Annotated in this window: 13 protein-coding genes; 11 read left to right on the forward strand and 2 right to left on the reverse strand. The window is 63.6% G+C overall.

Features of this window, described 5'->3' with window-relative positions:
* Positions 1 to 6: 6 nt before the first annotated feature.
* On the reverse strand, positions 7 to 1,020 hold the full coding sequence (mltG, locus tag BN3659_RS02370) for an endolytic transglycosylase MltG (RefSeq protein ID WP_091534266.1): 1,014 nt from the start codon (positions 1,018 to 1,020) through the stop codon (positions 7 to 9).
* 469 nt (positions 1,021 to 1,489) lie between these two features.
* Here mltG and BN3659_RS02375 point away from each other — a divergent pair, with 469 nt between their 5' ends.
* The 11 genes from BN3659_RS02375 to BN3659_RS02425 are packed head-to-tail and all read left to right on the forward strand — an operon-like array spanning position 1,490 to position 11,361.
* Positions 1,490 to 1,792, forward strand: coding sequence for an urease subunit gamma (locus BN3659_RS02375; RefSeq protein WP_091534267.1), 303 nt, complete (start codon positions 1,490 to 1,492; stop codon positions 1,790 to 1,792).
* Between the two features lie 17 nt (positions 1,793 to 1,809).
* A complete protein-coding gene (locus BN3659_RS13700; protein ID WP_171847678.1) occupies positions 1,810 to 2,559 on the forward strand; it encodes an urease subunit beta in 750 nt (249 codons plus the stop codon).
* A gap of 6 nt (positions 2,560 to 2,565) precedes the next feature.
* The gene (locus BN3659_RS02385; RefSeq protein WP_091534269.1) at positions 2,566 to 4,284 is read left to right on the forward strand and encodes an urease subunit alpha; all 1,719 of its coding nucleotides are present in this window, start codon (positions 2,566 to 2,568) and stop codon (positions 4,282 to 4,284) included.
* A gap of 42 nt (positions 4,285 to 4,326) precedes the next feature.
* Entirely contained in the window at positions 4,327 to 5,001 is a 675-nt protein-coding gene (locus tag BN3659_RS02390; protein WP_091534270.1) for an urease accessory protein UreE, read from the forward strand.
* The gene (locus tag BN3659_RS02395) at positions 4,998 to 5,690 is read left to right on the forward strand and encodes an urease accessory protein UreF (protein ID WP_091534272.1); all 693 of its coding nucleotides are present in this window, start codon (positions 4,998 to 5,000) and stop codon (positions 5,688 to 5,690) included. Before BN3659_RS02390 ends, BN3659_RS02395 begins: the two co-directional genes overlap by 4 nt.
* Before the next feature lie 17 nt (positions 5,691 to 5,707).
* On the forward strand, positions 5,708 to 6,370 hold the full coding sequence (gene ureG, locus BN3659_RS02400; protein WP_091534273.1) for an urease accessory protein UreG: 663 nt from the start codon (positions 5,708 to 5,710) through the stop codon (positions 6,368 to 6,370).
* A complete protein-coding gene (locus tag BN3659_RS02405; protein ID WP_091534274.1) occupies positions 6,367 to 7,281 on the forward strand; it encodes an urease accessory protein UreD in 915 nt (304 codons plus the stop codon). The genes ureG and BN3659_RS02405 overlap by 4 nt, the downstream gene beginning before the upstream one ends.
* Positions 7,282 to 7,314: 33 nt before the next feature.
* Positions 7,315 to 8,685, forward strand: a complete 1,371-nt coding sequence (locus BN3659_RS02410; protein ID WP_224757817.1) for an urea transporter — start codon at positions 7,315 to 7,317, stop codon at positions 8,683 to 8,685.
* Between the two features lie 37 nt (positions 8,686 to 8,722).
* On the forward strand, positions 8,723 to 9,721 hold the full coding sequence (locus tag BN3659_RS02415; protein WP_224757816.1) for an energy-coupling factor ABC transporter permease: 999 nt from the start codon (positions 8,723 to 8,725) through the stop codon (positions 9,719 to 9,721).
* Positions 9,718 to 10,536 carry a cobalt ECF transporter T component CbiQ gene (cbiQ, locus tag BN3659_RS02420; RefSeq protein ID WP_091534277.1) on the forward strand — a complete coding sequence of 273 codons (819 nt, stop codon included), beginning with the start codon at positions 9,718 to 9,720 and terminating at the stop codon, positions 10,534 to 10,536. Before BN3659_RS02415 ends, cbiQ begins: the two co-directional genes overlap by 4 nt.
* Positions 10,537 to 10,548: 12 nt before the next feature.
* Positions 10,549 to 11,361, forward strand: a complete 813-nt coding sequence (locus BN3659_RS02425; protein ID WP_091534279.1) for an energy-coupling factor ABC transporter ATP-binding protein — start codon at positions 10,549 to 10,551, stop codon at positions 11,359 to 11,361.
* Here BN3659_RS02425 and BN3659_RS02430 read toward each other — a convergent pair.
* On the reverse strand, positions 11,316 to 12,456 hold a 1,141-nt coding region (locus tag BN3659_RS02430), incomplete at its 5' end, for an MFS transporter (protein ID WP_141682460.1). The two genes, BN3659_RS02425 and BN3659_RS02430, sit on opposite strands and share 46 nt — an antisense overlap.

A 12,456-nucleotide genomic window follows, 5' to 3' on the forward strand; every position in this document is an offset into this window, starting at 1 on the left:
CGAATTTTATTTGATATTGCGCCGGTTCAATTCGGCGCTGTAGGCGCGTGCATTGGCATTGTGCTCGCGGAGCGTGCGAGCGAAATTGTGGTAGCCGTCGAACGTAGGCCGTGCGCAGAAAAAGAGGTAGTCGTGCCGCTCGAAATCCAGCACGGCGTCGATGGCCGCCAGCGAGGGCATGCAGATCGGCGACGGCGGCAACCCCTTATTTATATAGGTGTTATAAGGCGACGGATATTTCAGGTGTTTGTAGAGGATCCGACGCAGCCCGAAATCCTGCATGGCATACTTCACCGTCGGGTCGGCCTGCAGGGGAATCCCCTTGCGTAGCCGGTTGACGTAGACCCCCGCGATGCGGGGCATTTCGTCCGTCCGGCGGGTCTCTTCCGCGACGATCGACGCCAGCGTCATCACCTCCAGCCGGCTCAGCCCGCTCCGTTCGCGCTTCGCGTCGCGCTCGGGAGTCCAGAAGCGGTCGTACTCGCGGCGCATGCGCTCCAAGAACTCCGCAGGCCCGACCGTCCAATAGAATTCATAGGTGTTCGGCAGAAACATCGAGAAGAGCGTAAGGCTGTCGAAACCGACCTTGCGGGCCGCCTCGGGCGAAGTCAGCACGGCCATCCACGCCGCCGAATCGGCATCGAGCCGGCGCGAGAGCTTCGAGGCGAGCTGCGCGGGCGTACGCACGTTGTGGATCGTAACCCGCACGGGCGTCTGCATCCCGAGCTTGAGCATCCGCACGGCCTCCACGACACTCATCCCCTTGCGGAGCACGTAATGTCCGGGCTTGAAGGTCTCCGGAAGTCCGAGGCGCTCGGCATAGAACCGGAATGCTCGGCGGTGGCGGATCGCCGGCAGGATCGAATCGGTCAGGCCCGCATAATCGGTGCGGGCGCTGATGTACAGATCGCGCTCGGCACGCACGGCACTTCCGTAGAACTGCTGCCGCACGACGAGCGACGTCGCAACCGCCGCCGCGAGGAACGCGACGGCCGTCCATATACCGGTTTTCCTCTTCATAAGACCTGAAAATTCGGAGCAAAGATACGAAAAGTCAAACGCAAAAACGAATTTTATTCGTTTTTGCCGAGCCGGAGTATCTAAGACGAAGTCGAAGATACGAATAAGTCGGGCGCTGCCGCACCTTCCGGTCTTCGGTCGGGCCCGAGCCGGACCGGTCTGCGGGGCTTACGGCTGCCCGGGTACTGCGGCGAATCATCCCGCAAGCCCCCCTTCCCGCACGAAGTTCCGCTCCGAGAAGCCGCCCGCCCCCGCGATCATCACGGCTTCGAACACGGCCACGAATTTCAATGGTTCAAGCATCGAGGATCGATTTTCAAATACGATGCCATTCGAACGCACTATTTCATTCGTTCCGTTGCGCTGGCATATTCTTTGCCGCTTTTGCAACGAATCCGGGGAAGCCCCCGAACCGTGCGACCGTCCGGAGCCGCGGCTGTGAATTCGTAACCATATAAAAATTCATACTATGCATTTGACACCGAAAGAGATCGACAAGCTGATGTTGCTTTCGCTCGGAATGATTGCCGAAAGACGCATGAAGAAAGGACTGAAACTCAATTATCCGGAAGCCGTGGCCTACATCACATCGACGGCACTGGAGGGCGCACGGGAAGGCAAAACCGTGGAGGAGGTGATGAAGGGCGCCGCCAGCGTCCTGACGAAGAACGACGTCATGGAGGGCGTCGCCGATATGATCGACCTGTTGCAGGTCGAAGCCGTGTTCACGGACGGATCGCGTCTGGTGAGCATACACCACCCCATCAAGTAATTCAAAAACAGCGCGACATGAACACATCGAATCCAACACCCGCGAAAAATCCGACGCAGGCGCCGAGCCTGTATCCCGATCGACCGGGCTTCCGACCCGCACAGCACGTAATCGTCGGAGGCGAAATCCTGCAAAACGAACCGATCGAATACAACCTCGGACGCAAAACCGCGAAACTGACCGTCCGCAACACGGGCGACCGTCCGATTCAGGTCGGTTCGCACTTCCATTTCTTCGAGGTCAACCGCTATCTCGAATTCGACCGCAACGCCGCATTCGGCTGCCATCTGAACATTCCGGCCACCACGGCCATCCGTTTCGAACCGGGCGACCAGAAAGAGGTCGAGGTGGTCGCCTATTCGGGCAAACGCCGCGTGATCGGGTTCAACGGGCTGGTGATGGGCTACACGGGAGACGAGGACACCCCGACCTACTTTCCCGCACGGATGCGCGCTCTGCAACGGGTCCGCGACTGCGGGTTCAAAGACTCCCCGGGCGGCAGCGGCCCGGCCTCCGCAGCCGGCCGGAGCGTCCGCGACACGACGGCGGGCGGCAGTGCCTCCGCCGCCGCGCAAAGCGGCGAAACGGCCGCCGCGAAAACCTCTGCCGAGCCTGCCGAGCCACCCGCGCAGCACGGCAGGACGGCCGCTACCGGAACCGGCACCAAGCACTCTGCGAAAACCGATGCGGCGGCCCAGACCGGGAACACCGCAGCAGCGAACGCCCGCCCGGCGAACGCGCAACCGAACGTCGACACAAAAAAATAAAGAGACATGGCAACCATATCGCGTCAGGAATACAACAACCTGTTCGGGCCCACCACGGGCGACAAGATCCGTCTGGGCGACACCGACCTGTATGTAGAAATCGAAAAAGACCTCCGCGAGTACGGCGACGAGGTCGTCTACGGCGGCGGCAAAACCATCCGCGACGGCATGGGCCTCGCCAACACGATGACCTCGCAGGAGGGTTCGCTCGATCTGGTCATCACCAACGTTACGATCATCGACCCCGTACTGGGGGTCGTGAAGGCCGACGTGGGCGTCAAGGACGGCAAGATCGCCGGCATCGGCAAAGCGGGCAATCCCAACATCATGCACGGCGTGCACCCCGATCTGGTAACCGGTGCCGCCACCGACGCCATTTCGGGCGAGCACCTGATCCTGACGGCCGCCGGCATCGACGGCCACGTGCACATGATCTCCCCGCAGCAGGCCTACGCCTGTCTGAGCAACGGCATCACGACCGTGTTCGGCGGCGGCATAGGCCCCACGGACGGCAGCAACGGCACGACCATCACCTCGGGCCGCTGGAACATCGAGCGCATGCTCGAATCGGCCGAAGGGCTGCCGGTCAACGTCGGACTGCTCGGCAAGGGCAACTGCTCGGTGCACGCTCCGCTCGAAGAGCAGATCGAGGCGGGCGCCTGCGGACTGAAGATCCACGAGGACTGGGGCTCGACCCCGGCAGCCATCCGCGCCGCTCTGAGCGTAGCCGACCGCTTCGACGTACAGGTGGCCATCCACACCGACACGCTCAACGAGAGCGGGTACGTCGAAGACACGATCGCCGCGATGGACGGCCGCACGATCCACACCTACCACACCGAGGGAGCCGGCGGCGGCCATGCGCCCGACCTGCTGAAAGTGGCGTCGATGCCCAACGTGCTGCCCTCGTCGACCAACCCCACCCTGCCTTTCGGCATCAACTCGCAGGCCGAGCTTTTCGACATGATCATGGTCTGCCACAACCTCAATCCGAAAATCCCGTCCGACGTGTCGTTCGCCGAGAGCCGCGTGCGGCCCGAGACGCAGGCAGCCGAGAACGTGCTGCACGATCTGGGCGTACTGTCGATGGTCTCGTCCGACTCGCAGGCCATGGGCCGCATCGGCGAGTCGTTCATGCGCACGTTCCAGATGGCTTCGTTCATGAAGAACGCCTGCGGCAGGCTCCCCGAAGATTCGGACCGGAACGACAACTTCCGCGTGTTGCGCTACCTTGCCAAGATCACGATCAATCCCGCCATCACGTTCGGCGTCTCCGACTACCTCGGCTCGGTCGAAAAGGGCAAGATCGCCGACCTCGTGCTCTGGGAACCGCAGTTCTTCGGCGCCAAGCCGAAGCTGGTCATCAAGGGCGGCATGATCGACTGGGCGAACATGGGCGACCCCAATGCATCGCTCCCGACGCCGCAGCCGTGCTACTACCGTCCGATGTTCGGCTCGTTCGGCCGCGCGTTGCAGAAGAGCTGCGCATCGTTCGTCTCGAACGCGGCGTTCCAGAGCGGCATCGGAGAGCGGCTGCACCTCGACCGCATGGTACAGCCCGTGCGTCGCACGCGGCAGCTCACCAAATCCGACATGGTGCGCAACGGCGGCACCCCCAAGATCGACGTCGACCCCGAAACTTTCGACGTGCTCATCGACAACATCCGCACCTACATCCGACCCGCGAAATCCTTTCCGCTCAGCCAGCTCCTCTGGTTCAGCTGATCCGCCCGGCCCTGAACAACCGACCCGATAAGACGCAGTCCGATGAAAATATATACGAAAATCACAGGCAACCTCCATTCGCCCGAATGGAAAGAGAAGGCCGCAGAAGCCGAAATCGACTTCATAAACCTCGATCAGTGGACGGCCCAGAAAAGCCGGTTCGTCGCCCGGGGCGACAGCGACACCGAATATGCCGTGGCGCTCCGGCGCCGCTCGCAGCTGCTCGACGGCGACATCCTCGAATACGATCCCGGAACGCGCAAAATCGTCGCCATCCGCATCGCGTTGAGCGATGTCCTTGTGGCCGACCTCTCGGCTCTGGCGCGCGAGGCGCCCGAAAGGATCATCCAACTCTCGGTGGAACTCGGACACGCCATCGGCAACCAGCACTGGCCCGCCGTGGTCAAGGGGACCCGGGTCTTCGTCCCCCTCACCGTCGATAAGAAAGTGATGGAGAGCGTCATGCGCACCCATCGCATCGAGGACATCGTCTACGGCTTCCAGCCCGGCTCGGAGGTCATCCCCTATCTGGCGCCGCACGAAATCCGGCGGCTGTTCGGCGGCACGGGTCCCGACAGCGACGTGCATCACAGCCATGCACAGCCGCACGGACACGCGCACACGCACGATGAGGAGCACACGCACGACGAGGAACGCGAATCCGGCGCGGCACCCGCCCGCGAACGCATGCACGACCGTCAAACCGCGATGCCATGACCGAGAACGCAACCACCCTCGCACGCCTGCTCGAATTCACGGATTCGGCCTTTCCGGTCGGCACCTTCTCCTTCTCGAACGGATTGGAAACAGCCGCCGAAACGGGACTGGTACACGACGCCGCGACACTCGAAGAGTACACGCAGGATATCGTGCGTCAGACCGCTTTCACCGACGGCGTGGCGGCGCTGCACGCCTACCGGAGCTATCCTGCGGGCCGCCACGAGGCGATCCTCGAAGCCGACCGGCAGGCGATCCTCTGCAAGCTGAACGCCGAAGCACGCCGCATGACGCGCCGCATGGGAAAAAAGCTGGCCGAACTGTCGCAACGGATCTTTCCCGACGAGACCGTCTCGCTGTGGCTCGAAGAGATCCGCACGCACCGCACGCCCGGCACCTATCCCGTGGCGCAGGGAATCGTATTCGCCGCCTGCGGCATTTCGGAGAAAGGGCTCTTCTGCGCCCATCAGTACGGTGCGGCGAACACGGTCCTCAGCGCCGCCCTGCGCTGCGTGCGGGTCTCCCACTACGACACGCAGCGCATCCTGTTCCGCACGGCCGAACAGGCGGAAACCCTCTACGACCGCGTGCGCGGCATGGAGCTCGAAGACATGCACGCCTTCGCACCGCAGATCGACATCCTCGCCTCGCTCCACGAAAAAGGGACCAAACGCATGTTTATGAACTGAAAACAACCGAATCAATCATGAGCAATACCTGCAGAATCGGAATCGGAGGCCCCGTAGGCTCCGGCAAAACGGCACTCATCGAAGCGATCACCCCGCGTCTGCTGGACATGGGCTACAAAGTGCTGGTCATCACCAACGACGTCGTAACCACGGAGGATGCCAAACATGTGCGCAAAATGCTCAAGGGCGTGCTGGTCGAGGAGCGTATCATCGGCGTGGAGACCGGCGCCTGCCCCCACACGGCCGTGCGCGAGGACCCCTCGATGAACATCGCGGCGGTCGAGGAGATGGAGGCCCGCTTCCCCGACGGCGACGTCGTGCTGATCGAATCGGGCGGCGACAATCTGACGCTCACGTTCAGTCCGGCGCTGGTCGACTTCTTCATCTACGTGATCGACGTGGCTGCGGGCGACAAGATCCCGCGCAAGGACGGTCCGGGCATCTCGCAGTCGGACATCCTCGTAATCAACAAGACCGACCTCGCGCCCTATGTCAGCGCCGACCTCGAAGTCATGCGCCGCGACTCGGAGCTGATGCGTCCGGGCAAACCCTTCGTCTTCACCAACTGCATGACCGGCGAAGGCATCGACCGTCTGCTGGAACTCCTCCGCAAGATGGCGCTCTTCGACCTCGACGTGCATGCAACGCACGTCTCGGAATCCACGACCGCCGCACGATGAACTTCGCAGCCGCCAAAGAGATGAGCCCCTATCTCGAAGAGCCGAAGGCGATGCCGATCGGCACTCCGGGGAAGACGGGCAGTCTGTATCTGGGATTCGAACTCGACGGCACGGGCAAGTCGATCCTGCGCGACCTCGAACGGCATGCGCCGCTCATCGTTCAGCAGGCGCTCTATTTCGACGAGGAAATGCCCGAGATGCCCTGCGTCTACATCCTCTCGTCGGGCGGTCCGAACGTCGACGGCGACCGCTACCGGCAGCATTTCGTCGTCCGCAAAGACGCCTTCGCCCACGTTTCGACCGGCGCGGCGACCAAGCTAGCCGAGATGCGCTACAACTTCTCGGGCCTCGCACAGCGGTTCGAGCTCGAAGAGAACGCCTACCTCGAATACCTGCCCGAACCGACGATCCCGTGCCGGCACACGCGCTTCATCTCCGACACGTCGATCCGGATCGACGTGTCGGCCACGCTGTTCTACTCGGAAATCTACACGAGCGGCCGCAAGTATTTCGACGCAGGCGAGACCTTCCGGTACGACATTCTCTCGGTGTGCTCCCGCGCCGAGCGGCCCGACGGCCGGCCGCTCTTCCGCGAGAAATTCATCATCCGCCCCGGTCTCCGCTCGCCCCGCACGCTCGGCGCCATGAACGGCTACGACGTCTTCGCCAACGCGGTCGTGTTGACGCCGCCCGTGCACGCCGACCGGATCTATCGACAGACCGAAGCCTTCATCGACCCTGTGCGCCGCCTCGCCGCAGGCATCGCTCGCCTGCCGAACGACAGCGGTCTGCTCTACAAGGTGCTGGGCGAAGAGACGGCCCCGGTCAAGAAACTCATCCGCGAATTCTGCTCCGCAGTGCGCACCGAAGTCAAGGGCAAACCGCTGCCCGAGGAGTTTCCGTGGCGGTAGGGAGGCATTCGCACCTAATAAACGAATCCAAATATGGCAAACACAATCGCTACAACGAATCGGCCGGACGTATTTTCGTTCGAATTTCTGAAAATCCTGATGCGCGGCACGGGACAAGTGATGTTCCAGAACAGCGCACGGACCGGTCTGCTCTTCATGGCCGGCATCTTCTGGGGTGCCTACTGGGAAGGGCAGGGACTCGTGGCATGGGGCGCGCTCGCGGGCGTCGCCGTCTCCACGCTCACGGGTTATTGGCTCAGGCTGCCTGCGTCCGACGGCGCACAGGGCCTCTGGGGCTTCAACGGCGCGCTGGTCGGCTGCGCATTCCCGACGTTCATGGGCAACACCGTCTGGATGTGGCTGGCGCTCGTTCTCTGCTCGGCCCTCACGACATGGGTGCGCACGGGTTTCAACAACGTGATGGCTCCGTGGAAGGTCAATTCGCTCACCTTCCCCTTCGTCTTCTGCACATGGATGTTCCTGCTGGCCGCCCGTGCCCTGCACGGACTTCCGACGACCCACATGAGCGATCCGGCGCTTCCGGCAGCCTTCTCCGCAGCCGGAAACATCGGATTGGGACACCTGATCGTCTATTGGCTCAAAGGCATCGCACAGGTCTTTCTCATCGACAACTGGGTAACGGGCATTCTGTTCCTCGCCGGTCTCTGGCTCTCGAACCGCCGGGCCGCGCTGTGGGCGGCCGTCGGATCGGCGCTGGCGCTCCTCACAGCCCTCGTCTTCAAGGCATCGGGAGCCGACATCGCCGAAGGTCTCTACGGATTCAGCGCCGTGCTGACGGCCATCGCGCTGGCTACGGTCTTCTACGAACCGAACGTCCGTTCGGCCGTATGGGCTGTTCTGGGCATCGTCGTTACGCTTTTCATCCAAGCAGGCATGAACACCCTGCTCGATCCCGTGGGCATCGCCACATTGACCGGCCCCTTCTGCGTGGCCACGTGGCTCTTCCTGCTGCCGCTGATTCGATTCGACGACACCGAAAAACCCGATCATTCGAACTGGAACCCCGAAAACAAGCGACACCTCGCCCAGCCGCAGAGCGGTCCGAAACCGAACGCGGCGCCCCGGTCGGCCGCGAATCGAAAACCGGGTGCCGATCCGAAAACCGGCGCCCGACCGGTCGCCTCCGAACATAAACCGAAACCGGACAGGAACCGGCGGCCGGACAAGCAGCGCGATGCGCGCCGCACACCGAAGCAGTCCGTCAACGGACAGAACACCGAATCCGGCACCCGCCGGCATCCGCAGTCGGACGTCCGGTCCGACGCACGGCATGCCGCCGGTAAGGAAACGACTGCCGGCTCCGCACCGAAGCCGCCGACGGACGGACAATCCGACGTGAAATCCGCCCCGAAGAGGAGCGAAACCGCGAAACCGAACAAATGACAAATAACAACTCGCAAAAAACAGAACCGAAATGCACATGTCCGACGCTTTGGTCTCCCCTCCGGTATTCGCCGCAGCGGGAGTCGTATCGCTGGCCCTGCTGGGAGTGGCGATCCGGAAAATCAGCCGCGCCGACCGCTCCCCGGACGGTCCCGCCGAACGCCGCGAGCGGCTTCTCCCGCTCATGGGTGTCATGGGCGCCTTCGTATTCGCCGCACAGATGATCAACTTCTCCATCCCGGGCACCGGATCGAGCGGCCATCTGGTCGGAGGCATCCTGCTCGCGGCCCTGCTCGGGCCGTGGGCGGCGCTGCTGACGCTCGCCTCGGTGCTCATACTGCAATGCCTCCTCTTCGCCGACGGAGGATTCATGGCCCTCGGGTGCAACATCCTGAACATGGCCGTACTCTCGTGTCTGGTGGCCTACCCGCTGGTCTTCCGTCCGCTGATGAAGCCCGACGCCTCCGTCGGCCGGATATTCGCGGCCTCGCTGCTGGCGTCGATCGCAGGTCTTCAGCTCGGCGCGCTCGCCGTAACGATCGAGACCGAGGCTTCGGGCATCACGGCCCTGCCGACGGGACGGTTTCTGATGTTCATGCTCCCGATCCACCTCTTCATCGGCATCGGCGAAGGGCTCGCCACAGGCGTCGTGCTCAGTGCCGTGCGGAAATACAGACCCGAGCTGCTGGCCGACGTGCGACCGACCCGCCGCAGCCGCAGCGACGGCAGCCGCCGCAAGTTCGGCATGACACTCGCCGCATTCGCGCTGGCGGCCCTGCTCATCGGGGGTTCGTTCTCGTGGCTGGCCTCCTCCGATCCCGACGGACTGGAGTGGTCGATCGAAAAGATCACCGGAAGCACCGATCTCGAAGCCGCGCCCGACGGCCTGCACCGCTCGGCGGCCAGCCTCCAGCAAAAGACGGCGCTCATCCCCGACTACGACACGTCGCTGGCGGGACTGATCGGCACCGGAGCCATTCTGCTGGTCGTATTCGGGGCTTCGTACCTGTTCCGCACGGGACAGAACAAATCATGAAAAACCGGCTGCAATATGCGCTCTGCGAACTGGATGCCATGGAGCGGACCGCGCACGGGCGCAGTCCGCTCCACAGCCTCGACGCCCGGGCCAAGCTGACCGCAACGGTCGTTTACCTCGCCGCGATGCTCTCCGTGCCGCTCTCGCAGCTCTCGGACCTGCTGCTCTACCTCGCGTTCCCGCTCCTCGCGGCGGCCATGGGGCGCCTCGATTACGGCCGGATTTTCCGGCGGTCGCTCGCGGTGCTTCCGTTCGTGGTCTTCATCGGCGTCTTCGACCTCTTCTGCGACCGTGAACCCGCGTTCCGCATCGGAGCGCTCACGATCACCGCAGGCTGGGTACGCTTCCTTTCGATCATCCTGCGCGGACTGCTCTCCGTGCAAGCGCTGCTGATTCTACTCTCCTGCACGGGCTGCTACCGCCTCTGCCGCGGCATGCAGCGGATGGGGCTCCCCGCGGTTTTCACCTCGCAGCTTTTGTTCGTCTACCGTTATCTCCATGTCCTGATCGAGGAGAGTCTGGCCCTGTCGCGGGCCCGCGACGCACGCAGTTTCGGCCGGCGCTCCTACCCGCTCGATGTCTGGGGCGCGATGATCGGCCAGCTGCTCGTCCGCACCTTCGACCGGGCGGAGCAGATCTCCCGCGCGATGCTCGCCCGCGGTTTCACCGGACGCCTTCCCCCGACGGGCGGCGACCGCACGCCGTGGACCCTGCGCGACACCCTCTTTCTCGCATCGTGGAGCACCGTGCTGATCGCCATACGGCTGTTTCCACCCGCCGAACGCCTCGCAGACCTCATCCGCTCCTTCCGCTAAAACCCGTTTCGCATGAACCGCCACGACCTTCTCTTCGACGACGTACACTACACCTACCCCAACGGCTACGAAGCGCTCAGAGGCATATCGCTGCGGATCGCCCACGGCGAGAAAGTCGCTCTCGTCGGTGCCAACGGCGCCGGCAAGTCGACCCTGCTGCTGCACACCGACGGACTGCTCACGCCCACACGCGGTCGGGTGGCGGCGGGCGGGATTCCCATCACGTCCGAAACGCTGCGGCTGGTGCGGCAGTCGGTGGGCATGGTCTTCCAAAACCCGGACGACCAACTCTTCATGCCCACGGCGGAGGAGGACGTCGCCTTCGGACCTGCGAACATGGGACTCGCCCCCGACGAAATCGAGCGCCGCGTGGCCGAAGCCCTCGAAGCGGTCGGCGCCCTGCATCTGCGCCAATCGCCGCCTCATCGCCTCTCGGGCGGACAGAAGAAGCGCGTTGCGATCGCCACGGTCCTTGCGATGGAGCCTTCGGTGCTCGTCCTCGACGAACCGACTTCGAACCTCGATCCGCGCGCACGACGCCAGACGATCGAACTGATGCGCAGATTCGACCACACGACACTCATCGCCACGCACGACATGGAGATGGTGCTCGACCTCTGTCCGCGCACGCTCGTGATGCACGAGGGCCGGATCGTCGCGGACGGCCCCACGCGACGCATCTTCTCCGACCCGGAGCTGATGGAAGCCTGCGGGCTCGAACAGCCCTGCACGATGCGGGCGGAACGGGCATCCGGACAGCAGACACAGGCACCCGCGGATCAGCGGTCGTGTCGCAGTTCGGGACGACAGGACGGCCCCCTGTAAGGCAGTACCTCGCGTCCGAGGAGCGCCGTTACGAACGCACCGAGCAACAGCACGCCGATGGTCGCGGAGAGCACCAGCAGGGCACCGCCCCGTTCGAGAAGCACCGGGACGAACAAAACGCCCGCGACGGCGCCGAGCTTGCCGAACGCCGCAGCGAGCCCCGCACCCGCCCCGCGCTCGGCGACGGAATAGATCTGGGGAGGGATGATGAAGGTCATCAGATGAGGTCCCGCATTGAGGAAAAACTCGAACGCCATGAACCCAGCGACGGCACTCCACACGGGCCAATGCAGCTCGTAGGCCGCCAAGAGGAGCGCCATCCCGGCGGCGCAGAGGATAAAACCCCATGTCTGCATCCGCACGTGGGACCAGCGGTCGACCAGCAGAAGTCCCGCTGCGAAACCCGGAAGGATGCACAGATTGACGAGTGCCGTCAGTTCGACCGACCGGACGATGCGCGGGAAAGCTCCCTCGGAGGCCGTTTCGAGCCCCAGCGCCATGATCAGCACCGGCAGGAACACGCCGATGCCGTAGACGCCCACCCCTTCGCAGGCCCACGGGATGCCGCTGAAGAGGACTTTTTTCAGGGTGCCGCGCCGGAGCAGAGCGGTCCACGCAACTTTTTGCATCCGGCCGTGTCCGGGACGGCTGCCGATTTCGCCGATCGCCGCATCCGGACCGAGAAGGCGGCGCACGGCACTTTCGGCTTCGGGAATCCGGCCGCGGGCGATCAGCCAGCGCGGGCTCTGCACGAAACGGATCCGGCACAGGAACATCACGAGAGCCATTGCGGAGACGACGAGCAGCAGGCGGTTCCACATATGCGGATCGCCCCACTTCCGCAGCAGTACGAAACAAATGCCCGCCATGAGGATGTTGCCCGCCGAGGAGGAGGCTTTCGCCACGCCGACCATCAGCAGACGCCACCGGCGGGGCATGATCTCGGAGATGTAGTCCGAATCGAGGCTGTATTCGCCCCCGATGCCGAAGCCCATGAAAAACAAACCGACGACAACCCCGCCCACCCCATCTGCGAAAAAGGCGAACAGCGATGCCGCCAGCACGATCAGCGGACACAGCCGGAAATAGAAGAGG

The sequence above is a fragment of the Alistipes sp. CHKCI003 genome, assembly GCF_900021155.1.
Taxonomy (GTDB): Bacteria; Bacteroidota; Bacteroidia; order Bacteroidales; family Rikenellaceae; genus Alistipes; species Alistipes excrementavium.